Annotated in this window: 17 protein-coding genes; 9 read left to right on the top strand and 8 right to left on the bottom strand. The window is 65.6% G+C overall.

What is annotated here, in order from left to right; genetic code table 11:
• Nucleotides 1-16 precede the first annotated feature (16 nt).
• The 4 genes from JWM94_RS09385 to JWM94_RS09400 all read right to left on the bottom strand — a co-directional run bounded on the left by JWM94_RS09385 (nucleotide 17) and on the right by JWM94_RS09400 (nucleotide 5178).
• On the bottom strand, nucleotides 17-1327 hold the full coding sequence (locus JWM94_RS09385) for an MFS transporter (RefSeq protein WP_299425513.1): 1311 nt from the start codon (nucleotides 1325-1327) through the stop codon (nucleotides 17-19).
• A 23-nt stretch (nucleotides 1328-1350) separates the two neighbouring features.
• Nucleotides 1351-2145 (bottom strand): fumarylacetoacetate hydrolase family protein, encoded by a 795-nt coding sequence (locus JWM94_RS09390; protein WP_299425516.1) that lies wholly within the window; start codon nucleotides 2143-2145, stop codon nucleotides 1351-1353.
• An 85-nt stretch (nucleotides 2146-2230) separates the two neighbouring features.
• On the bottom strand, nucleotides 2231-3667 hold the full coding sequence (locus tag JWM94_RS09395; RefSeq protein ID WP_299425519.1) for a mannitol dehydrogenase family protein: 1437 nt from the start codon (nucleotides 3665-3667) through the stop codon (nucleotides 2231-2233).
• The gene (locus JWM94_RS09400) at nucleotides 3664-5178 is read right to left on the bottom strand and encodes a UxaA family hydrolase (RefSeq protein WP_299425522.1); all 1515 of its coding nucleotides are present in this window, start codon (nucleotides 5176-5178) and stop codon (nucleotides 3664-3666) included. The genes JWM94_RS09395 and JWM94_RS09400 overlap by 4 nt, the downstream gene beginning before the upstream one ends.
• 68 nt (nucleotides 5179-5246) lie before the next feature.
• Between JWM94_RS09400 and JWM94_RS09405 the strand changes: the two genes are divergently transcribed.
• From JWM94_RS09405 to JWM94_RS09430, 6 genes are all read left to right on the top strand, one after another.
• The gene (locus JWM94_RS09405; protein WP_299425580.1) at nucleotides 5247-6275 is read left to right on the top strand and encodes a LacI family DNA-binding transcriptional regulator; all 1029 of its coding nucleotides are present in this window, start codon (nucleotides 5247-5249) and stop codon (nucleotides 6273-6275) included.
• Nucleotides 6276-6349: 74 nt separating this feature from the next.
• A complete protein-coding gene (gene uxaC, locus JWM94_RS09410) occupies nucleotides 6350-7792 on the top strand; it encodes a glucuronate isomerase (RefSeq protein ID WP_299425525.1) in 1443 nt (480 codons plus the stop codon).
• A 10-nt stretch (nucleotides 7793-7802) separates the two neighbouring features.
• Entirely contained in the window at nucleotides 7803-8642 is an 840-nt protein-coding gene (gene kduI / locus JWM94_RS09415) for a 5-dehydro-4-deoxy-D-glucuronate isomerase (protein WP_299425529.1), read from the top strand.
• Entirely contained in the window at nucleotides 8642-9397 is a 756-nt protein-coding gene (gene kduD / locus JWM94_RS09420; protein WP_299425532.1) for a 2-dehydro-3-deoxy-D-gluconate 5-dehydrogenase KduD, read from the top strand. Before kduI ends, kduD begins: the two co-directional genes overlap by 1 nt.
• 85 nt (nucleotides 9398-9482) lie before the next feature.
• Nucleotides 9483-10490, top strand: coding sequence for a sugar kinase (locus JWM94_RS09425; protein ID WP_299425535.1), 1008 nt, complete (start codon nucleotides 9483-9485; stop codon nucleotides 10488-10490).
• The gene (locus JWM94_RS09430) at nucleotides 10477-12054 is read left to right on the top strand and encodes a carboxylesterase/lipase family protein (protein WP_299425538.1); all 1578 of its coding nucleotides are present in this window, start codon (nucleotides 10477-10479) and stop codon (nucleotides 12052-12054) included. Before JWM94_RS09425 ends, JWM94_RS09430 begins: the two co-directional genes overlap by 14 nt.
• Nucleotides 12055-12086: 32 nt before the next feature.
• Here the strand turns inward: JWM94_RS09430 and JWM94_RS09435 are convergent, their stop codons facing one another.
• Entirely contained in the window at nucleotides 12087-14990 is a 2904-nt protein-coding gene (locus tag JWM94_RS09435) for a TonB-dependent receptor (RefSeq protein ID WP_299425541.1), read from the bottom strand.
• A gap of 306 nt (nucleotides 14991-15296) precedes the next feature.
• On the opposite strand from JWM94_RS09435, the gene JWM94_RS09440 reads away from it, so the two are divergent.
• The gene (locus JWM94_RS09440; protein WP_299425545.1) at nucleotides 15297-16292 is read left to right on the top strand and encodes an alpha/beta hydrolase; all 996 of its coding nucleotides are present in this window, start codon (nucleotides 15297-15299) and stop codon (nucleotides 16290-16292) included.
• Nucleotides 16293-16304: 12 nt separating this feature from the next.
• On the opposite strand, the gene JWM94_RS09445 is transcribed toward JWM94_RS09440, so the two are convergent.
• Together JWM94_RS09445 and JWM94_RS09450 are read right to left on the bottom strand one after the other, a co-directional pair.
• A complete protein-coding gene (locus JWM94_RS09445) occupies nucleotides 16305-18365 on the bottom strand; it encodes an alkaline phosphatase D family protein (RefSeq protein ID WP_299425549.1) in 2061 nt (686 codons plus the stop codon).
• Nucleotides 18366-18421: 56 nt separating this feature from the next.
• Nucleotides 18422-19075 (bottom strand): TetR/AcrR family transcriptional regulator, encoded by a 654-nt coding sequence (locus tag JWM94_RS09450; RefSeq protein WP_299425583.1) that lies wholly within the window; start codon nucleotides 19073-19075, stop codon nucleotides 18422-18424.
• Nucleotides 19076-19230: 155 nt separating this feature from the next.
• Here JWM94_RS09450 and JWM94_RS09455 point away from each other — a divergent pair, with 155 nt between their 5' ends.
• Both JWM94_RS09455 and JWM94_RS09460 read left to right on the top strand, forming a co-directional pair.
• On the top strand, nucleotides 19231-20547 hold the full coding sequence (locus JWM94_RS09455) for an MFS transporter (RefSeq protein WP_299425554.1): 1317 nt from the start codon (nucleotides 19231-19233) through the stop codon (nucleotides 20545-20547).
• Entirely contained in the window at nucleotides 20544-22184 is a 1641-nt protein-coding gene (locus JWM94_RS09460) for a carboxylesterase family protein (RefSeq protein ID WP_299425559.1), read from the top strand. Before JWM94_RS09455 ends, JWM94_RS09460 begins: the two co-directional genes overlap by 4 nt.
• 34 nt (nucleotides 22185-22218) lie before the next feature.
• Here JWM94_RS09460 and JWM94_RS09465 read toward each other — a convergent pair whose 3' ends face one another.
• Nucleotides 22219-23814 carry an AMP-binding protein gene (locus JWM94_RS09465; protein ID WP_299425562.1) on the bottom strand — a complete coding sequence of 532 codons (1596 nt, stop codon included), beginning with the start codon at nucleotides 23812-23814 and terminating at the stop codon, nucleotides 22219-22221.
• Nucleotides 23815-23825: the final 11 nt, after the last annotated feature.

Consider the following 23825-nt stretch of genomic DNA (forward strand, 5'->3'; position numbering starts at 1 on the left):
CGGCTGCTCCGCCGGGTTATTTGACGTCGGTTCGCGCCAGTTTCGGCGACAGCAGGTGGATCGACAGCAAGGCCAGGAAATAGGCGGCGCCCGCCGCGATGAACAACGGTGTATAGCTACCCAGCGCGGTCAGGACCTGGCCGATATAGGTGGTGAACACCATCCCGCCGACCGCGCCCAGCGTACCGCCGATCCCGATCACCGACCCCACCGCATAGCGCGGCACCAAGTCGGACGGCAGCGTGTAGAGCGTCGCCGAAAAGGCCTGATGCGCCGCCGCCGCGACGCCGATGATGGCGACGCTGACCCACAGATTGTCGAGCTGAGTCACGAACATCACCGGCAGTACGAACAAGGCGGCGATCAGCATCGTCAGCTTGCGCGCCTTGTTGACGGTCATCCCCGCTTTCATGAAACGGCCCGACGTCCAGCCGCCGGCGACGCTGCCGGCGTCCGAGATCAGATAGATCGCCGCCAGCGCCAACGCGCCCGCGGGTGTCGCCCATGACGTCAGGTTAAGGTGGTATTGCTTGCCCAGATAGCTGGGCAGCCAGAACAGATAGAACCACCAGATCGGGTCGATGAAGAACTTGCCGAGTGCAAAGGCCCAGGTTTCGGGCAGCAGCAGAAGCTTGGTCCACAGACCCTTTGGCTTGACTACAGGGTCGGCCGGATCCTGCGTGATGTGCGCTAGCTCAGCCCCGCCCACCTTGGGATTACCGCGCGGGCTGTCGCGAAAGATGACGAGCCAAGCGATCAGCCACGCGACGCCGAATATGCCGGTCACGACGAAGGTCATCCGCCAGCCGATCGCGGGGACCATCGCCCAGATCAGCAGCGGGGTCAGGATCGCACCGACATTCGATCCGGCGTTGAACAGCCCGATCGCAAACGCGCGCTCCTTGGCGGGAAACCAGTCGGCGACCGCTTTGACGCCGGCCGGGAAATTGCCCGATTCGCCGATACCCAAGCCAAAGCGCGCCATGGCGAACTGGGTAACGCTATGCACCCCGCCATGCGCGACGTGCGCGATGGTCCAAATCACGACCGCGATCGCATAGCCGAAGCGCGCGCCGATCGCGTCGACGATCTTGCCGAAGCCCAGATACCCGATCGCGTAGGCCAGCTGAAAATAGAAGACGATGTCCGAATAGTCCTTCTCGGACCATTTGAGCTCGATCGCCAAATCGGGTTTGAGCACCGCGATCATCTGGCGGTCGACATAATTGATCGCGGTCGCGGCAAACAGCAGCCCGACGATCACCCACCGGTAACGCCCGATCCTTGATCCGCTCGGATCGACTTCCGAAACGCCGGTTGCCGCCATCGTCACTCTCCCGATTGAGCCTCTTAGCGGGCCTCGATCACGCAATCGACCGTCAAGCGGCCATCGAACCTTGCCTCGACGCGGTCGCCGATCGCGACCGGGTGAACCCCGGTGACCGCGCCGGTCGAAATCCACTGGCCGGGCGCGAGCGGAATGCCGCGCGCCGCCATCGCCTCGAACAGGAACCGCGCCGCGCCGAACGGCCCGTCGAGCATCGTCGCGGTGGTCGCCGCGCCGGCGCGTTCACCGTTGATCCGCAACTCGACCGGCCAGCTATCAAGATCGACCTCGTGCCACCCGTTGATCGGCGCGCCGACGACCAAGCCGTTGTTGTTGCCGAAATCGGAAATCGTGACGCTCGGCCCATGCTCGTTGATCCCGGGAAAGGGCGAGCTGGCAATCTCGATCCCGACATGCACCGCGTCGATCAGGCCGCGCGCCTCGTCGATCGTATATTCGGTTTTCGCCGGGTCGGGCGTCGCGCCGATCCGCAGCAGGAATTCGGCCTCGGCGGCGGCGAACCCGTCGCGAAACACCGGCATCGCCAGTTCCGCGCCATTGGCAGCCGCGACAGTGGTGGCGAAGATCGGGCCGGCAAGGCGATTCATCCCGTAAATCGGCGGATTGATGCGACCCACCTTCCACCCGGCGATCTTGCCGCCGGCCAGCGCGATCGCGGCGTCCTGCACGGCGTAAGCGTCGTCGAGCGCGGCGGGCATCGTGCCGGGATAATCGGGCAAGGCCGTGCCCGTCCGGCGCGCTTCGACGAACGACCGGGCGATCCGCGCGATATTGTCGGTGTCGTTGCTCGACTGCACCCCGGAAAAATCCCCTCCCCGCCTTTGCTAGCGTCGTTCGCGAACGGCTAAAGGAAACCGGTGTCATTGACAAGTGGCCTTGCGATCAGTTGACCGGCACGAACGCAAGTTCCTCGCGAAAAGCGCGTGTTGCCGCGATTTTCAGCGCGGCAATGAGCGCATCATCGCCAGCCACCTCCACAGGTAAGCCAAGGCCGACGTCGAGCAGCCGATCAACCACCATCGCCGGATCAGGTGTGTTCGCCGCTTCGACCAGCGCGACACTTGCCGGATCGATGATCGGGGTGCCGTCGCGAACCCGGTGCATCAGGAACGCGACCCAGCACCCGAACGCCGCGACGACGTGAGCGGGCATCCGTCCCGCGCGGCGATTGGCGATCAGCGTGTCGCCGAGCCGGTAGGGCAGCTTCTGTGATCCGTCCTGCGCGATCTGGTCGAGCCGGTGGACGATGGCCGGATTGCGAAAGCGTTGCAGCACCGCCGCGCGATAAGAGTCGAGGTCGAGCCCAAGAACAGCCGGCAGCATCGGCATGATATCCTCGCGGATCATCATATCGACGAAGCCGGCGAGATCGGCGTCGGCCATCGCGTCGGCGACGCTGACATGGCCGTGCAGAAACCCGGCATAGGCCAAGGTCGAATGCGCGCCGTTGAGGATACGCAATTTGGCCTTCTCATAGCCCGCGACGTCGCCGGTGACGGTCGCGCCGACCGAAGCGAGGTCGGGGCCGATCGGCCCGATATCCTCGATCACCCATTGCACGAACGCCTCGCGCTGCACCGCTGCGCGGTCCTCGACGCCAAGTTCGGCGGCGACGTCGGCATAGAGCGCAGCGTCGCTCGCCGGGGTGATCGAATCGACCATCGTCGATGGCCCGCGCACTTCGCCCCCGATCCAGTCGGCCAGTGCTGGATCACGTCGGCGCGCGAAGGCGGCCAGCGCGGCGTGGAGCTTGGCGCCATTCGACGCGAGGTTGTCGCACGGCATCGGCACGAATGGCGCAATGCCGCTGCCGCGCCGTGCCGCTAGCCCGGCGACGAGCCAGCCGACGATGCTGCGGGGGTCTGCAGGCGCGGCGAGATCGTGGACGATGTCGGGGTGACCCAAATCGAGCGTGCCGTCAGGCGCCAGGCAATAGCCCTTTTCGGTCACCGTCATCGTCACCAGCGCGATTGCCGGATCGGCCAGTATCGCGAGCGTCGCCGCGCTGTCGCCAGGACCGAGAAATCGCGTGTGTGCGCTGATCACCTGAATCCGCGGATCGGCATCGCGCACCGCCAGCGCGTAGAGACCGTCCTGCGCGGCGAGCGCTTCGACCGTCCCAGCACTGCGCAGCGACACCGCCGCGATCCCCCAGCGCGGGTCGTGGTCGAGCAACCGATCGACATACGCCGCCTGATGCGCGCGATGAAACGCGCCGGGCCCGAAATGGACGATCCCGGTGCCGATCGCACCGCGATCGCGCGGCGCGGCGATGTTTTCGGGCAAGGCGTTAAGGCTAGCCTTCGATAGCCGAGTCACAGCGTCACCCCGCGCTTCCAGATTGCGATCTCGCGCTCGCCGTTACGCTCGGCGGCGGTCTCTTCGCCCGATACGATGCTGCAAATTCGATCGAGCAACGCGTCGGTGGTAGCGTCGAACCCGTCGTCTAGGACGCGGCCAGCGTCGAAATCGATCCAGCCCGGTTTACGCGCGGCGAGGTCGCTGTTCGACGAAATCTTGACCGTCGGCACTGGGAAACCGAGCGGCGTGCCGCGTCCGGTCGTAAACAGGATGACGGTCGCGCCGGCCGCCGCCAGCGCGGTCGACGACACCGCGTCGTTCCCCGGTGCTTCGAGCAAGGTCAGCCCGTCGGCCGTCGCGCGTTCACCGTATCCGATCACGTCGGCGAGCGCCGCACGGCCAGCCTTTTGCACCGCGCCGAGCGACTTCTCCTCGAGCGTCGTGATACCCCCGGCGATGTTGCCGGGGGACGGATTCTCCGACACCGGCTCGCCGTGGTCGAGGAAATATTGCTTGAATCCGTTGACCACCCCGACCAGCCGATCGAACACCCGCTCATTCGCAGCGCGGTGCATCAACAGGCCTTCGGCCCCGAACAGCTCGGGGATTTCGGTCAGGATCACGCGGCCGTTGCCAGCGGTAACGCGGTCGCTGACTCGCCCGACTAGCGGGTTGGCGGTCAGCCCCGACAGCCCATCCGACCCGCCGCATTTGACCCCGACGACCAGCGAATCGAGCCCGACCGTCGTCCGCTCGCACACCGCGTTGGCGGCGAGTTCGGCGACCAGCGCGCAGCCTTCTTCGACCTCATCGCCGCTCGCCTGAGCGGTCAGCGTGCGGATCGCCGGGCGCCGCCACGCGGGGATTTCGGCGAGCAGTGCCGCGATCTGGTTGTTCTCGCATCCCAGCCCGACGATCAGCACGCCACCGGCATTAGGGTGGCAAGCGAGCGACGCGAGGATCGCGCGCGTCCCCGCAAGGTCGAGCCCGAGCTGCGAACAACCGTGCGGGTGGGTGAAGGCGTGGACACCGTCGACTACATCGCTGAGCGCCACGGCTGATCGCACCGCGATCCGCTCGGCCGTGCGCGCGACGCAGCCGACCGTGGGCAATATCCAGATTTCGTTGCGCGTCCCGACCCTGCCATCGGCACGGCGATATCCCTGGAATGTCGCGTTGCCAGGTGCGACGGTTGCCGCAATATCCGCCCCGCCCTCAAACGCATAGTCGGCCTGCCCGCTTAGCGCGGTCGCCAGGTTGTGGCCGTGGACGTGCTCGCCGATGGCAATGGCGCGCGTCGCATGGCCGATCGGCGAACCGTATTTGATGACATCCTGCCCCGTCGCGACGTCGCGCATCGCCACTTTGTGGCCACGCGCCACGTCACCGCGCATCATGATCGATGCGCCATCAACGACTACCGCGTCGCCCGCGCGCGCGTCGTCGACCAACGTCGCGACAGTGTCGCTTCGGTCGATTCGCAACGCCCTAATCATCCGTGCCTCGACAACAGTGGTAACCGGTGTCATGCTATGCCTCAACGCGTATTCGCCTGCAAGGCTAGCAGCGCGGCGAGGGGGTCGCTATGCCGTATCCGATGCGCAAGACCGGACAGCCGACGATCAACGATGTCGCCCGCATCGCCGGCGTCTCCAAAAAGACCGTCAGCCGCGTGATCAACCGCTCGCCGCTGCTCAACGACGAAACCCGCAAGCGAGTCGAAGAAGTGATCGGCGGGCTGGGGTATATTCCCAACCCCCAGGCGCGCGCGCTGGCGCTCCGGCGCAACTTTCTGATCGGGCTGGTCCACGGCAACCCAAACGCGCAAACCGTGATGAATGTCCAGCAGGGCATGCTCGAGGGGTTGCAGGATACCGAGTTCGAAATGGTCGTGCGCCCGGTCGATCGCGGATCGCCGACGATGCTCGACGGTTTGCGTCATTTCCTCGAACGCCAGCGGCTGTTCGGCGTACTGCTGATGCCACCCATCAGCGAGAACGATGCGGTCGCCAAATTGTGCGACGATATCGGCTGCCGTTATGTCCGGATGGGGTCGGCGGCGCTCGACAAGCCCGACCATATGGTCGCGTCGAACGACCGCGAGGCGGTGCGCGAGGCGACCCAATATCTGATCGCGCAGGGGCATCGCCGAATCGGGCTGATCGCGGGGCCGCACGGTTTCCGCTCCGCGCTCGAACGGCGGATGGGGTTCGAGGAAGCGCTGGGCGACGCCGGCATTGCACTGCCGCGCAGCATGATCGCCGAAGGAAATTACCGGTTCGAATCGGGGCTGGCTGCGGCCGATCGGCTGCTCGATCTGGTACCCCGACCGACCGCGATCTTTTCGAGCAACGACGAAATGGCGGCGGGGGTGATCCACGCCGCGTGCCAGCGTGGGCTGTCGGTGCCGCGCGACCTGTCGGTGATCGGGTTCGACGATACGCCGATCGCCGCGCATATGTGGCCGCCGTTGACTACGGTGCGCTGGCCGATCGCGTCGATGGCGCGATCCGCCGCACTTAAGCTGATCGCCGGGATCGACGGAGAGGCCGATCCGGTCGAGGAGCCGTCGTTATTCCTGTCGACGCTGATTCGGCGCGCGTCGGTCGCGCCGCCGTCGGCGTGATAGGGTTGCGCGATCGTTTGACACCGGTTACCTAACTTTGCCGCGCGAAAGCAGCAGCAGCACGAGGGAGTAGGATGAGCAGGCGCCTGGAATTGCACCCCGATCGCTTGTTTCCGGCCGACCCCGGGACACGGTCGATCGCGCGCAATCTCTATACGACCGTGGCCGATTTGCCGATCGTCAGCCCGCACGGCCATACCGACCCCGCCTGGTTCGCGACCGACGCCAACTGGACCGACGCGACCAGCTTGCTGCTTGCGCCCGACCATTATCTGTATCGGATGTTGTACAGCCAGGGCATCGACCTCGACGCGCTGGCGATCCCGCGCCGCGACGGGACGCCACCGATCGATCCGCGCGCCGCATGGCGATTGTTCGCGGGTAACTATCACCTGTTCCGCGGCACGCCGTCGCGGCTGTGGCTCGATCATGTCTTTGCTGAGGTTTTCGGGATCGACGTCGCGCTCGAGGCGGGGACTGCCGATCACTATTTCGATGCGATCGGCGACGCACTGGCGGCCGATGCCTTCCGCCCGCGTGCCTTGTTCGATCGGGTTAGAATCGACTTCCTCGCCACCACCGAGGGCGCGCAGGACGATCTAACTCATCATCACGCGATCCGGCGCTCGGCTTGGGGCGGGCGCGTCGTCACCACCTATCGCCCCGACGGCGTGATCGACGTCGAGCACGAAGCGTTTGCACCCGCGATGAAGCGCTTCGCCGAATTGACTGGCGAGGATGTGTACGAGTGGAAAGGGTATCTGGCCGCGCACCGCAAGCGCCGCGCCGACTTCCGCGCAGCGGGCGCCACCGCGACCGATCACGGCCACCCGACTGCCGTCACCGCGAACCTCTCGGCCGACGAGGCCGAGCGGCTGTTCCGCACGATCGTCACCGGGACCTGGGCCCCCGCCGACGCCGAGCTGTTCCGCGCGCAAATGCTGACCGAGATGGCGGCGATGAGCGTCGAGGACGGGATGGTGATGCAGATTCACCCGGGTAGCTCCCGCAACCACAATGCCGGGCTGTTCGCCAGCCACGGCCGCGACAAGGGCGCCGATATCCCGACGCGCACCGATTACGTCGATGCGCTCAAGCCGCTGCTCGATCGCTTCGGCAACGAGCGCGATTTGTCGATCATCCTCTTCACGCTCGACGAATCGACTTATGCGCGCGAACTCGCGCCGCTTGCCGGGCACTATCCGTGCCTCAAGCTCGGCCCTTCGTGGTGGTTCCACGATAGTCCCGAAGGCATGCGTCGTTTCCGCGAGATGACCACCGAGACCGCGGGGTTCTATAACACGGTCGGGTTCAACGACGACACCCGCGCTTTCCTGTCGATCCCCGCGCGGCACGACGTCGCGCGGCGGATCGATTGCAGTTTCCTCGCGCGGCTCATCGCCGAGCATCGGCTGCACGACTGGGAAGCCGCCGAACTCGCGCAGGAATTGACCAGCGGCCTCGTCCGCCGTGCCTACAAGATCGATGATCCCAAATTTGCCGCCAAGGCGGCCTGAGGAGAGACTGATGTTCGACCGCACCTATTACGCCACGCATCCCGACATGATGGAGTGCGTCTCCAACGAAGAACTGCGCGACCGTTATCTGGTCCAGGGCCTGTTCCGCGAGGGCGAGTGCGTGCTCAACTATACGCATGCCGACCGCTTCGTAATCGGCGGGGTCGCGGTGGGCTCGGCCGCGGTGAAGCTCCCCGTGCAGAGCGAACCGCCCTCGGCAGCAGGTCACCCGTTCCTCGAACGCCGCGAGCTCGCGGCGGTCAATATCGGCAAGACAACCGGCACCGTCACGGTCGATGGCGAAAGCTTCGAGCTCGGCAACAAGGATTGTCTCTACATCACGATGGGCGCGGTGGATGTCGAATTCTCGGGGACCGGGGCGCGCTTCTACCTCGCCTCCTGCCCGGCGCACCAAGGCTTCAAGACGCGCAAGCTCGGCATTGCCGACGCCAACGCGCTCGAACGCGGCAGCCTCGAGGAATCGAACGAGCGTACGATCTATCAGCTCGTCATCCCGGGCATCTGCGATAGTGCGCAGCTCGTCATGGGGCTGACCGTGCTCAAGCCCGGCAGCGTGTGGAACACGATGCCCCCGCACATCCATGAGCGCCGCAGCGAGATCTATTGTTATTTCGAGCTCGACGGCCCGAACGATCGAGTCATGCATTTCATGGGCGAGGGCGAAGCGATGCGGCACATCGTGATGGCCAACGAGGAAGTCGTGATCAGCCCGCCCTGGTCGATCCACATGGGGGCTGGGACCAAGGCCTATGCCTTCATCTGGGCGATGGCCGGTGAGAACCAGGACTATACCGACATGAACGTCCTCGACATCTGCCAGCTCGCCTGATGAGCGGGCTGTTCGATCTGTCGGGCAAGATCGCGGTCGTCACCGGCGCCAATACCGGCATAGGCCAGGGCATCGCGCTGGCGCTGGCTGAGGCGGGCGCGGATATCGCCGCGGTGGGGCGCACGCCCGCCGAGGAAACCATCGCCAAGGTACGCGCGCTGGGCCGCAAGGCGGAAATTGTGTCGGCCGATCTTTCGACGATCGAACCTGTGCAAAGGGTTGTGGACGAAACCGTGGAAAAGCTCGGCGGGCTCGACATATTGGTCAATAACGCCGGCATCATCCGCCGCGCCGACGCGGTCGATTTCACCGAGGAGGATTGGGACGCGGTGGTCGACACCAACCTCAAATCGGTGTTCTTCCTGTGCCAGGCGGCGGGGAAGCACATGATCGCGAATGGTGGGGGCAAGATCATCAACATCGCGTCGATGCTGACCTTTCAGGGCGGGATCCGCGTGCCGAGCTATACCGCGTCGAAGAGCGGAATCGGCGGGCTTACCAAATTGCTCGCCAACGAATGGGCGAGCAAAGGCATCAACGTCAACGCGATCGCGCCGGGCTATATCTCGACCAACAACACGACGGCGCTTCGGGCCGACGAGGGTCGCAACAAGTCGATCCTCGATCGCATCCCGGCGGGGCGCTGGGGCGATGCGAGCGACCTTGGCGGTGCAGCGGTGTTCCTCGCCAGCCGCGCGTCGGACTATGTCCAGGGCCACATCCTTGCCGTCGATGGCGGGTGGCTCGCGCGATGACATTTTTAGCCGTTCGTGCTGAGCCTGTCGCAGCACGTGGTTGCAACACGCCCTTCGACAAGCTCAGGGCGAACGGAGAAAGATAGTGGGACGTCTTCTCGCCTTCGGAGAGATCATGCTCCGCTTCTCGCCGCCGGGGCGCGAGTTGCTGATGCAGACGCCGAAGCTAGACATCTGGGTGGCAGGTGCCGAGGCCAACGTCGCGGGTGCGCTGGCGCGGCTTGGGCACGATGTCGCCTTCGCCAGCGCGGTGCCCGACAACGATCTCGGCCGCGCTGCCATCGCCAACCTGCGCGGCGCGGGCGTGGATACCAATGGCATCCAGCTGCGTGGCAACCGCATGGGGCTGTATTTCGTCACGTTGGGCGCCGGGTTGCGCGCGACCGAAGTAATCTACGACCGCGCGCATTCTTCGTTCGCCGAAACGCCGAGCGAGGCATGGGATTGGGATGTGCTGCTCGCCGACGTCGATCGGCTGCATTTGTCGGGCATCACCCCTGCGCTCGGCCCGGGACCTGCCGCCAGCGCGATCATGGCGGCAGAAGCGGCGGTGGCACGCGGCATCGCGATCTCTTTCGACGGCAATTGGCGCGGCAAATTGTGGGAACGCTGGGACAGCGATCCGCGCGGTATCCTGACCCAGCTCGTCGCGCTGGCCGATTTGTTGTTTGGCAACCATCGCGACATCGCGTTGCTGCTCGGCCGCGATTTTTCGAGCGAGGGTGAGGATCGCCGACGCGAGGCGGTCGAGGCCGCGTTCGCCGCTTTCCCCAAGCTCCAGACGATCGCCTCGACCGCGAGGGCCGTCGAGCATGTCGATCTCCACCGCCTGTCGGCGCGGATCGATATGCGGGGGAGCCACGCGCAGACCGACGAAGTCGTGCTCGCCGGGATCGTCGACCGGATCGGCGGCGGCGACGCGTTTGCCGCGGGGGTGCTCCACGCGCTTCGCAGCGGTGGCGACATTGCGGAGGCGGCGCGTACCGGGCTCGCGCTCGCCGCGCTCAAGCATTCGCTGCCGGGCGACGCGTCCCTGTTTCGCCAGGCCGATATAGACGCGTATCTCGCGGGCGGGTTGGATGTCCGGCGCTGATCCGTCACGCCGGTCGTTGATCGGCGGTATGCTGGCGGCAGGTGCCCTCGTTCCGTTCTCAGCGCGGGCGGCGGATACGTCTTCGCCCCGCCTGATCGGCTGCTCTGCCGGTTTGTTCTCCGGACGCGCTTATGCCGACGGCGTACTGTCGTATCGCGGCATTCGCTACGGCCGCGCCGAGCGGTTTTGCGCGCCGGTGGCATTTTCCTATGGCGGCGAGCTGCACCGCGCGGAGAGTTTCGGACCGGTCTGCCCGCAATCGGGCGATCGCTACGGCCCGCAGAGCGAGGACTGCCTCTACCTCAACATCTGGACCCGTGCGCCGGAGCGGGCTGGCAAGCGGCCGGTCATGCTTTACATCCATGGCGGCGCCTATTCGGGCGGCAGCGTCACCGACCCGCTGAATGACGGCCATGTGCTGGCGGCGCGCGGCGATGTCGTCGTGGTTACCGTCAATCATCGCCTCAACGCGTTCGGCTACCTCTATCTCGCGCGGCTCGACCCGCGATTTGCCGACAGCGGCAATGCCGGCCAACTCGATCTGATTCTCGCGCTCAAATGGGTGCGCGACAATATCGCGGCGTTCGGCGGCGACCCGGCGCGCGTGATGGTGTTCGGCCAGTCGGGCGGCGGCGCCAAGATCGCGACGATGATGGGGATGCCCGCCGCCAAGGGGTTGTTCCACCGCGCTGCCACGATGAGCGGGCAGCAAGTCACCGCGAGCGGCCCGATGAACGCCACCGCACGGACGCGAGCCTATCTGGCCAAGCTCGGCATCAGCGACAAGGACTTGTCGCCGCTGCTGACGATGCCGATCGAGAAACTGGTCGCCGCGCTCGATGCGACCGATCCGATCCTTGGCGGCGGGGTCTATTTCGGACCGGTGCTCGACATGAAGTGGCTGGTCCGCCACCCGTTCTGGCCCGACGCTAATCCCCAGGGGCTGGCGATCCCGATGATCCTTGGCAACATGCATGACGAAACCCGCGCATTCATCTCGCCCGATTCGGACAAGGTGAAGGGGTTGAGCTGGGACAATCTCGCCGACCGCATGGCGCCCGAGCTTCGCATCGACGTCCTGCCCGACTGGGTGGTCGGCGAGTACCGTAAACAATTCCCCACATGGTCGCCGACCGACGTCTTCTATGCCGCCACGACCGCGGGGCGAAGCTGGCGTGGGCAAGTGATCGAGGCCGAGGCGCGCGCCAAGGCCGGCGCGCCGGCCTGGGTCTACCAGGTCGATTTCACCTCGCGCACCGACCCGCGCCGCGGCGCGTTCCACACGATGGATATTCCCTTGGTGTTCGGCACGATCGGCGCGCCGGGGTCGCAGACCGGGACGGGGATCGACGCTCAGGCGTCGTCGAAGGCGATGCAGGACAGCTTCGTCGCGTTCGCCGCGACCGGCAACCCGAACGATGCCGGGCTGGCCGCCTGGCCCAGATACGATCTGGCCAGGCGCGCGACGATGATCTTCGATGTCGCCAGCCGCGTCGAGAACGACCCCCGCCGCTGGCAGCGCGAATTGTTCGCGCGGATTCCCTACATCCAGCCGGGAACGTGAGGCGCGGCCCGCAAGCAGGCCGCGCCGATTCCTTAGTAGTTGAAGCGAACCCCGAACAGGAATTCGCGGCCAGTGTGGTGGTACACGCTCAGCAGATTGCCGGGCTCGATATATTGATCCTGATACTGATCGGTCAGGTTGATGCCTTCGAACGTCAGCTTGATCTGCTTGGTCAGCGTGAGCTGAACCGACGCGTCGATATTCAAGGTCGCCGCCGTGCCCTGGACGGTGGTGCCGACCTCGGTGCCCGGAACCGTCGTCAGATACTTGCTGCGATACGCCCCCGACACGCGGGCGCTGACCACCTTGTCTTCGTAATAGAAGGTCGCGTTGGCCGACCGCTTCGACAGGTTGGTCAGCGGCGCTGTAACGACGACGACGCCGGCGCCGTTGAGATATTGGATGTTGGACGTCACCTGCGTGTAGTTGAGCAGGATGCCGGTATTCTTGAGGAACCCCGGCAGGAAGCGGAGCGGCTGCTGGTAGTTGATTTCGAAGCCGCGCAACTTGCCGCCCGGCGTGTTGGCCGGAAAGCTGAAGGTCCAGTTGTTGAGCCCCGGCGCACAGTTCGGCGTCGCGCCGCATGCCGCGGTCGCCAGGCTGTCCGGCAAGCCCAGCGAATTGCCGGTAAAGGTGCTGGTCGACGACTGCGTCTGGATGAAGCTCTGGATATTCTTCTGGAACAGCGCGACCGAGATCAGCGATCCCGACCCGAAATAATATTCGATCGCGGCGTCGTAGGTCCGCGCGCGGAACGGCGCGAGCTTGGGATTGCCGACGGTGACGGTGCGGTTGGCGCCCGACACGTTGACCGCGACGCCGGGCGTCAGGCTGCCCAGGCTCGGCCGCGTCATCACGTCCGCCGCCGCCAGGCGGATGAGCAGCTTGTCGGTCGGCTCGATCACCAGGTTAACCGAGGGCAGGAAATCCTCATATTTGTTCGGAACGGTCACTTCCTGGACCGCGCCGCCGACGAACCCGAACCCGGTCGCCGCCTGATCGGTCTGGACGTAGCGCAACCCCATATTGCCGCGCACGGTCACTCCGCCCAGATCTTTGCGGAAGTTCGCCTGGAAAAAGACCCCCGTGTCCTTTTCCTGGACGCGCGAATTGTTGCCGAGCGCTGGCTCCGGCCCGAGCCGGAAGGCGCCGCCGCTGACGGTCGGGTCGGTCAGGCTGAACAGCGAAGCTGCGGTCGAATAGACCGGTGCGAGGAAACTCTGCCCGCGGATCGTGACGATATGGCTGTAACTGGAGAGCGGCGTTGCGGCGACGCTGGCCGGGATGACAGTTTCTTGGTTCGCGGTGGTGCCGTTGGTACGGCGCAGCTCGGTCGTCGCGAAGCGGTATTCCTTGTAGCTCGCGCCGAACAGCAGGTCGAACTCGTCGTTGACCTTCCACGTCAAATTCGCCTCGCCGGTGGCATAGGTGTTCTTCGCGGTCGCGGCGCGCAGGCGCAGCTGGCTCAACGTCCATGCCGTCGGGCTGGTGAGGTTGGCGGTGCCGAAGTTGAAGGTCGGATTGGCCCTGTCGGTATAGTCGTAGCTGTAATTGTCGACGTTGAATTGATCGAAGGTGATCGTGTTCTGGATCGGGTTCTTGTGGTCCGAGATCGAATAACCGCCCAGCACGTTCAGCTTGATCGAATCGCCGAAATCCTGGTTCAGCTCGCCGGTGATCTGCTTGAACTTGGTGTCGAGATTGTCGAAGCGGTCCTCGACGCGCAGGTCGACATCGTTGAAGGTGCCCTTGACCAGGATGCCGTTGGTGATCGTCGCGGCGGTCACGTCGGTGTCGGCGATGCCGCACGTGGTGGCGCGCGACGCGGCGGTGCAGGCGCCCGCGACGCTGAACGACGGCGCCTCGAGATAGCGTTCCTCGCGGGTCGCCTTGAAATCGGCATACAGGCCGTCGATCGAGATCAGCGTGCTCGGGGTCGGGCGAAACTGAAGCGAGGCGGTGATGCCGAGACGCTCCTGATCGTCGATATAATAATCGTAGCGCGGAAAGCGCGGGTGGAGCGCCGCGTTGACGTCGGTGCAGCCCTGCGGCGCGGGACTCACGACCGCGCCACTCGCGCCGCCGGCGCCGACGCCGACACACGGCGTACCCAGATAGCTTTCGAAGCCCGGCGCGAACGCCGAACCCCTGGCCCAGCGCACGGTACTATAGCCTTCTTCGATCAGCTTGCGCTTCGTATAGGCGACCGAGACCAGCGCGCCGATCGTGCCCGCGGAATTCTGGACCGCCGCCATGATCGCGCCGCGCGGGCTGAATTTCTGGTACAGATCGTTATAGCTCCCCTGCGCCGACGCAGCGAGCGTGAAGGTCTTCTTGTAATCGAACGGGCGCGCGGTGCGCAGATCGACCGTCGCGCCGAGCGAGCCTTCGTCGGTCTGGGCATCGGCGGTCTTGCGCACGGTGATGGCGTTGAACAGGTCCGACGCGAAGATGTTGAAATCGAACCCGCGCCCGCGATTGGTGCCGCCGCTGGCATCGGCGCCGCCGGCGGTGGTCAGCGCTTCCATGCCGTTAATGCGGACACGCGTGAATTGCGGGCCGAGGCCGCGCACCGAAATGCTGCGCCCCTCACCGCCGTCGCGCGCCAGCGCCACGCCGGGAATGCGCTGGATCGATTCGGACAGGTTGAGATCGGGGAACTTGCCGATATCCTCGGCGAGAATCGTATCGGTCGACCCGGCTTCCGCCTTCTTCTGATCGAGCGCCTTGGCCAGGCTGCCACGGAAACCGCTGATGATGATGTCCGGACCAGTGTCCTGGTCGGCGTCAGATCCTTGCGGGCTGTCGGCGCTTGGCGCGGGCGTTGGAGCACCGGCGGTTTGCGCATGTACGAAGCCCGGATAGGCCAGCGCGATCGCCAACACCCCCAGCGACACGCCCCGTCGTTGCATCAGCTTGTTGCTCACGGCCCCCATGATATCCTCCCTATAGTCGCGAGCTTCTAAGGCTCTGTTCCACCGGTGTCAGGAAGGGGGGCTTTGCCGCTAGTCCGCTGGTTGGCGGGACTGAATGCTCGTTCAACTGCATCGTCGTTATGGTTGGATGCGTACATCCAAGCGATGATCGACGTCTGCACCTTGCCGCGGCTAAGCCATCCTTCCTACGAATCTATCGGGCGTCTTGTTGCGCCTGACGCCTACATCGCCTAAAAGAGACACCGGTGTCAATGGTCGTTGATAAAGCGCTGTATGACCCCTCGAGGCTCGTTCAAGGGTATCGCAATGATCGATCGCCGCTCAGCAATCCTTGGTACGCTCGCTGCCGGAGTCGCCGCGCGCGCCGCCGCGCAGACCGCGCCGCCTGCGGTCAAACCGGGCAATGCTGTCCCGGGACTGGCCGAGCCGAGCGAGACGATCGACCTGTGGCCGGGCGGCGCTCCCGGCGCCCCGGCGAAGCCTCTGGTCGAGACGGTCGACGAGCGCAGCAAGGATTCCGCACTGACCGACCGTGCGGTGTACGGGATCAGCAAGCCGCGGCTGGTCGTGTTTCGCCCCGCCGTACCCAACGGGTCGGCGGTGCTGGTGATGCCGGGCGGCGGCTATCGCTGGGTGGTGATCGACAAGGAAGGGTATGAGATCGGGCGCTGGCTGGCGGCGCGTGGTTGGACGGTGTTCGTGTTGTTCTATCGATTGCCAGGCGAGGGGTGGCACGCGGGCCCCGACGTGGCGTTATCCGACGCGCAGCGCGCGATGCGGCTGATCCGCGCGCGGGCGAGCCGATACGGCATCCAGCCCGAACGAGTCGCCGCGATGGGTTTTTCGGCGGGCGGGCATGTGTGCGGCGATCTTGCCACTCGCTTCGCCGCGCCAACCTATAAAGCCGTCGATCAAGCCGATGCGCTCAGCGCCCGCCCAGACATCGCCACGCCGATCTACGCGGTGCAATCGATGTCGGCGCCGCTCGCGCATCCGGGGTCGCGCGAGTTGCTGATCGGCAAGGACGCGCCGCTCGCGCTCGAACGCGCGCACAGCCCAGCCATCAACGTCACCGCCAAGACCCCGCCCTGTTTCCTCGTCCATGCCGAGGACGACCCGACCGTACCCGTCGACAACAGCCTGGCGATGCGCGCCGCGCTCAGGCAGGTGGGCGTGCCGGTCGAGACGCACCTGTTCACGCATGGCGGTCACGGCTTCGGGCTGCGCCGCGCGATGGGCAAGCCGGCCGAGGCGTGGCCGGACTTGTTCACGAACTGGGCGCGAACGCAGGGGCTCGGTTAACCGCCGCCTCGGTCAGACCGACAGCTCCGCGTCGCCTTCGAGCATCCGCTGTTCGAGCTTCGGTGCCTGACCGGGCTTCCACCGCGGCGCGCGATGCGACACGCGATATCGCAGCGGACCGCCGTCGGGGGTGGTCGCGCGCGCGATCGGGCGGACGATGCAGACGAATTCGCTGTCGATCGCGTGCGCGTCTGCGCTGATCACGGTGTAACCGTGCCCGGCCATGTCGACGAATTCGACATGTGGCGCGACATCGGGGTTGGTCAGCGCGCGCGCCTTGGCGATGTCGCCGCTCGCGGCATATTCGAGCGCCGCGCGCACCCCACGTTTGATCGTCAAATTGACCGTATGTTCGGGCGCAGCGCCAGCCACCTTGCGCACCAAAAGCGGCGTCACGGCGGAGGGCTTCTGATACTCGACCGCCTCACCCATCCCGGGGGCAGAGATCGAGCCGGTGATGAAGCTCAGCCCGACCGGATTGAACCCGGCGGGCGGTAGGCGCGGCGCGGCATAGCCCGCCCAGAAGCTGTGACGATCGCCCGAGACGGTGACGAAGCCCGACACCTTGCGGTCGCGGACCAGGTCGTAGATTTCGGCGCGCTCGGCGAACGCATTGCTGAAGTCGCCGTTGGCGAAGTTGCCGAAATCCTTGCCCATCCAGGGTTGCTTGAAGAACCCGGCAGGCAGGTTCTGCGCGTCGGTTCGCTGGTCGAGCGGGCCGTTGGTCACGCCCCAGATCTTCCAGGTCGCGGTCGATGTGGTCAGCCGGTCCTTGAGCCACGCCTTCTGCTCGCGGCCGAGCACGGTAAAGGCTGGCTCGTCCTTGCGGAAATTGGGAATCGTCTTGTCGCCGATCGAAATCGTCGCGGGGGGATTGCCGCCATTGTACGCGCGGCCGCCGTCGGTGATCTCCAACCATTCCTGTGGCAGGACGGGATACTCTCCCGAATCGAGCGCCGTGGCCTCGGGCCGATCGGTCGGGTCGGCCGCCTTGTAGCTGTGATGGTCGGTCAGGATCAGGTCGACATGCTTGCCGTACCGCATCGCGCGATAGGCGGTCATGCTGCCGACCGCGGTGCGATTGTTCAGTTCGGTGCCGAAGCCATGATCGTCGAACGTGTCGATCGCCGCCTTTGCCACGGCCGGCGGTCGGAACTGGTCGAGTCCCGCGCCCGAGGCCTTGCGCACACGTGACGGGATATATTCCCACCACGCCTGGTTGGCGGCGACGCGCAGCGGCTGCGCGGGCTCGACCTTGCTGCCGGGGTATCTGATGAAGCTCTGCCAGCCCAGCCACGAAAATTCGTGGTTGTCGCCGATGCACACGAACGGGAAATGCGCGCGAGCGTCCTGGATATCGGGGTCGTCGATATGCGCGCGATAGATGTGGCGATAGCCGGCGAGGTTGGTGGGAACGTAGAAGTATTTGCTGACCTTGCGTGCGTCGGGGACGGGGCCGAGATCATAGACGGTGCGCGAATAGCGCTGCGGCAGCTCGGCGGGCTTTTCGAAGACTTCGTAGATGAAGTCGCCGAGATGGAGCACGAAGCCGAGCTTGCGGTCGGCGGGCGCGCGCTCGTCCTCCCAGATCATCCGGCGATAGGCGTTCTGCGCGCCTTCATTGACGCTGTTGCACGACACGAAGGCAAAGCGAACCGGACGCGCATCGCTCGGGCGCGGTGCGGTGATCGTGCGCCCGACTCGGCTGCCAGCGCCGCTGTCGTCGGTAAAGCGGTACCAATAGGTGGTGGCAGGCGAGAGTCCGCCGACCAGCACGCGGCAGGTCCAGTCGGCCGCCGCCAGCACCGGCGTGCGGGTTGTGGCGACCACTTTGCGAAAACCCGAGTCTAGTGCGACTTCGACCGTCAGCCTATCCCGGTCGCCTTCGGCAAACGGCCGCCGGGTCCACAGAATCACGCTGTGGTCGTCCGGATCGCCCGATGCGACACCCTGCGGATAGCTGGCCCGGTCCTCGCGCCATTTTATGCGCGACGCTGTCGCCTTCGACCGCCCTGCCCAGATGCCGCTGATACCGAGCGCCGCTGCGCTTGCCAGAAACTGCCGTCGGTCCATCTCACGCTCCGGGCTTGCCTAGCGTGATAGTCTCGTAACACAGTCCACAGGTCAAGTCAGCGGCAGATTTCCAGGAAGCCCGCCGCCATGAAGCTGGCCATCCGCTCCTTCACCGCGCCGAAATCCTCCGACCGGCACAGCCCGCCCGACAATTTGTCGATTCGGCCCGTCCGCGCCAGCGTGAGCATCAGCGCGCCGGTGACGAAGTGATAGCCCCAGAAGATGTCCTGTTCGCGAGCATCGGGCAGGGCTTTCTTGAGCAAGGCGATCAATCGTAGCACGACCGGATCGAAATGCTGGTCCATCAGCTCGGCGCCCCATTCGGGGGTATTCGCCACCTGCGCGCCGAGCGCGGCGTAATTCTTCCAGCCGGTGCCGCCGTTGATGTACAGATCGAGGTCGGTGTCGAGGAATGCGCGCAACGCACCTTCGACGGTCGGCTTGCCGTTGGTCGCGGCATCATATTCGTCGAGCGCCTTCATCCGCCGGCCGTTGGTCACCGACGCGCGGCGCGTGAACACGGCGTCGAACAACGCCTTTTTGTCGGCGAAATAGTAATTGAGCAGCGTGTGGTGGACGCCGACGCGCTTGGCGACTTCCTTCAGCGTGACGCCGTACAGCCCGTGCTGCGAAAACAGTTCCTCGGCGGTGTCGAGGATTTGCTCCATCGTCTCCGCACGTTGTTCGGCCTTACGCGATTTTACTGGCATGTTCACGCTAGCGTCCTTCCGGCTTGAGGGGCCGAGCGTCAAGCCGGTACCATATACCAAAGATATTCACACTCGTGAGAGTGTCAATTGACAGTGCCGCTTCTTTGCCCGCATGATCGCCGCCAACGATATGAAAATATCGAGGCGGAGGATGCATGGATAGTTTGGCCGACGCCGGTTCGGGGGGCGCGCGCGTATCGGCACTTCGCGGCGGCGTGGTGCTCGGCACGCTCACCTTCGTTTACGTGCTGAATTTCCTCGACCGCCAATTGCTTACGTTTCTGGCCAAGCCGATCAAGGATACGCTGCACATCACGGACGGCCAGTTCGGTCGGCTTACTGGTCTGTATTTCGCATTTTTCTACTGCTTCATCGCTATTCCCGTCGGCTGGTTCGCCGACCGCACCAACCGCGTCGCGGTGGTCTCGCTGGCTTGCGCTATCTGGAGTGGCGCGACGATCGCTTTCGGTATTGCAACGACCTACCCGCAACTCGTCGCGGCGCGGATGACGGTAGGCTTTGGCGAAGCAGGCGGCGTGCCGCCATCCTACGCCATCATCACCGACACCTTTCAGCCCGGCCGGCGTGGTTTCGCATTCGGCATTTACAATTTCGGACCGCCGCTGGGCGCGGCGCTGGGCGTCGCGTTCGGCGGGGCGATCGCTATCGGGTTCGGATGGCGTGCGGCGTTCCTGACGATCGGTGCGATCGGCGTGGTGACGGCAGTCGCGGCATTCCTGATCATGCGCGATCCACCGCGGGGCGGGCTCGACCTGAACGCGGCCGGCGTGGCGTCCGCCTACGAAAAAGCCGCGTTCTGGCCGACGGTGTGGATGTTCGTCACCAACCCGGTGCTGATGCTCGCTGCGCTCGCCAGCGGCGCAACTCAGTTCGTAACCTACGGTCTCGGCAATTTTGCGGTGCTGTTCCTACAGGAGAGCAAAGGCATGACGCTGGCCGACGTTTCAGTCTGGTACGCGCTTACCTTGCTGGTCGGGATGGGCGGAGGGATCGTGATTTCGGGCCGTGTGCTGGACGCGGTTACCAAGCGGTCGCGCACGGGCTATGCGCTCGCGCCAGCCATCGCGCTGGCGATCGCCATGCCGTTCTACGTTGCTTTCGTCTGGGCACCGGGCTGGCCGCTGGCGCTGGCGTTGCTCACCGTCGTGATGCTGTTCAACTATGTCTATCTCTCGGCCTCGGTCGCGCTGGTGCAGGACGAGGTGCGGCCGAGCCAGCGCGTGCTGTGCGGTGCGCTGCTGCTGCTGGTGATGAACTTCATCGGACTGGGGCTCGGGCCGACCTATGTCGGCTTCGCGAGCGACTGGCTGAAGGCGCAGGGGCATAGCCACACGCTGCAGACCGCGCTCTATTCGATCACGCCCTTCTACCTGATCGCGATCGCCCTGTTCCTCTGGCTCGCCCGCGTGCTGCGGCGTGAGAGCCCTTCAGCCGCAAAGGTCGCCGCATGATCTCTTTTCGTCGTGTGATCGCGCTCGCCTGCCTGTCGCTGGCGCTGCCGGTGTCGGCGCAATCGTCCGACCCCACCCCCGTCGTCGATGCCCCCGCCGGCGCGGTCAAGGGAACGTCCGACGGCAATGTCCGCGTGTTCAAGGGCATCCCCTATGCGCTGCCGCCGGTCGGCGGCATGCGCTGGCGCCCGCCGGCGCCGATGCCCAAATGGGCGAGCGTGCGCACCACGGCGGATTTCGGCCCGGCCTGCGTCCAGCCGCAAAGCAAGACGCCCAGCCTCTATTCGGGCGGGAAGATGCCGGTCAGCGAGGATTGCCTGACGCTCAACATCTGGACGCCGGCCAAGGCGAAGAATGCGCCGGTGTTCGTGTGGATCCACGGCGGCGCACTGGTCGGCGGGTCGAGCCGCGAGCCGATCTACGACGGCAAGCGGCTGGCGGATCGCGGCGTCATCGTGGTGTCGATCAACTATCGGCTCGGCGTGCTGGGCTGGCTCGCGCATCCCGCGCTGAGCGCCGAATCGCCGCAACGCATTTCGGGCAATTACGGCCTGCTCGACCAGATCGCGGCTCTACGCTGGGTCCACGCCAATATCGGCGCGTTCGGCGGCAACCCGGGAAACGTCACCATCGCCGGTGAATCGGCGGGCGCGCTGAGCGTGATGTACTTGCTCGAATCGCCGCTGGCGCGCGGGCTCTATGCCAAGGCGGTCTCGCAAAGCGGCTACATGGTCTCGATGGCCGACCTCAGGAAAAGTGTCTTCGGCGCGCCGTCGGGCGAGGGGCTGGGGCAAATGGTCGCGGGTGGGCTCCAGGCGCCCGACCTCGCCACGTTGCGCGGCATGGATGCGCAGACGATTACCGATAGTGCGGCCAAGCTGGGGTTCGCGCCCTTCGGCAATGTCGACGGCCTCGTCCTGCCGCAGCAAATGACCACCGCGTTCGACAAGGGCAAGCAAGCGCCGGTGCCGCTACTCGTCGGGTTCAACCAGGGCGAAATCCGCTCGCTGATGATGCTCGCGCCAAAGCCGTCGGCGAGCGCGGCGGATTACGAAAAGGCCATTCGAGACCGTTACGGCGATCTCGCCGACGACTTCCTGCTTCTCTATCCGACCGCCGACTACAAGCAGAGCATCATCGCGACAACGCGCGACGCGCTGTACGGCTGGACCGCCGAACGCATGGCGCGCAAGCAGACCGCGCTGGGTCGGCCCGCGTTCCTCTACATGTTCGATCACGGCTATCCGGCGATGGAGGCGGCGGGTCTGCACGCGTTCCACGCCAGCGAGTTGCCGTTCGTTTTCGGCACATACGACCGTACCCCGCCGCTATGGCCCATGGTGCCCGATACCGCGTCGGAACGCGCGTTCTCCGACGCGATGCTCGATTATTGGGCGAGTTTCGCACGCGATGGCCGGCCGACGTCGGCCAACGCCCCGGCATGGCCGGCGTTCGGGTCGGCGCAGGCCTATATGCATTTCGCCGACAAGCCGATCGCGGACACCAAATTGATGCCCGGCATGTACGCGCTCAACGAAGCGGTGATGTGCCGCAAGGCGTACGCCGGGATCGCGTGGAACTGGAATGTCGGGCTGGTGTCGCCGAAGCTGCCGGCGAAGTCGGCGGCGTGTCCCTAATCCTCAATCCTCCCCCTGGGGGAGGATTAGCGGGCTAACCGACCGGCGCCGACGCGATCGTCCCCGCGGCATAATCGGCGCGCAGCCGCATCTTGTCGATCTTGCCCGACGCGGCGAGCGGCATCGCCGCTACGCGCGCGACGCGATCCGGGATCCACCACGCCGCGACCTTGCCGCGGAGCAGGTCGATCAGCGCGCGCGGATCGTCTGCGTCGCCTTGCGTCTCGACGATCAGCACCGGGCGCTCGCCCCATTTGTCGTCCTGGCGGCCGATCACCGCGACGTGCCGGACATCCGGATGGCGGCCGACGATCGCTTCGATCTCGTTGGGGTTGATCCACTCGCCGCCCGATTTGATCAAATCCTTAGCGCGGCCGCAGATAGTGAGATTGCCGTCGGCGTCGATCATCGCGAGGTCGCCGGTATCGAAATAACCCTCCTGATCGAGCGCATCGTTCTCCGCCTTGAAATAGCGCTCGATCACGCTCGCACCCTTGACCTTGAGGTGCCCGAGCGTGTCGATCTGCGACGGCAGCGTCGCGCCGTCGGCGTCGGTCAGCTTGAGATCGACGCCGATTGGCGGGCGGCCCGACGATCCATTGGCAAGCGCCGCGCCACGCGGCGGCGCGATCGTGCCGACCGGCGACAATTCGGTCATCCCCCAGCTGGTCTGGACGCGCGCGCCCAGCCGGTCCTCCATCTTGCGGATCAGCGCATCGGGGCAGGGCGACCCGCCGATCAGCACGCGTTCGAGCGCGGGCAGATCGCCGCCGGTCGCCTCGAGGTGATCGACCACGCCGAGCCACACCGTCTGCACGCCGACCGCCACCGTCACGCTCTCGTTGCGCATCAGTGTGGCAAGGCTGGCGCCGTCGAGCGCGCGGCCCGGCAGGACGAGCTGGGTGCCGGCCGCCGGGGCGGCGAACGGCAATCCCCAGCCATTGGCATGGAACATCGGAACGCCGAGCAGCAACACGTCGGCGGCGGTCAGCCCGACGGCGTCGGCCTGGAGCGCGCGCAGCGTGTGCAGATAGTTGGAGCGGTGCGTGTACTCGACGCCCTTCGGGCTGCCGGTGGTACCCGACGTGTAGCACAGCCCGGCGGGAGTATTTTCGTCGAAATCGCCCCACACTGTGCTCGCGCCATGCTCGCCGAGCAACGCCTCGTACCTCCAGACGCGTGCGGGATGGTCGATCACATCATCCGGAGCACTTGCGCCGTCGATCACGACTACATGCTCGATCGTCGGGCATAGCGGCGCGACATCACGCCACAGCGGGATCAGATCGACGGCGACCGCCAGCATGCGATCCTCGGCTTCGTTGATCATCGCCGCCAGATGCGCGGGCGTCAGGCGGGGGTTGAGCGTATGGCAGACGAGCCCCACGCCCATCGCGGCGTAATAGATTTCGAGATGGTGCTGCGTGTTCCAGGCCAGCGTGCCGACCCGGTCGCCGAGTTTCAGTCCGAGCGCGGCCAGCGCGCCCGACATCCGGTTGCCGCGATCGCGCAAGGCCGCATAGCCGATCCGCGTCACGCCTTGCCCGGCGTCCGCGACGACCTGGCGATCGCGAAACCATGTCGCGGCATGATCCAGGAACTTATCGACGGTCAGGCCGTACGTTTGCATGGCTTCTTCGC

The organism is Sphingomonas bacterium (genome assembly GCF_028289855.1).
GTDB lineage: Bacteria > Pseudomonadota > Alphaproteobacteria > Sphingomonadales > Sphingomonadaceae > Sphingomonas.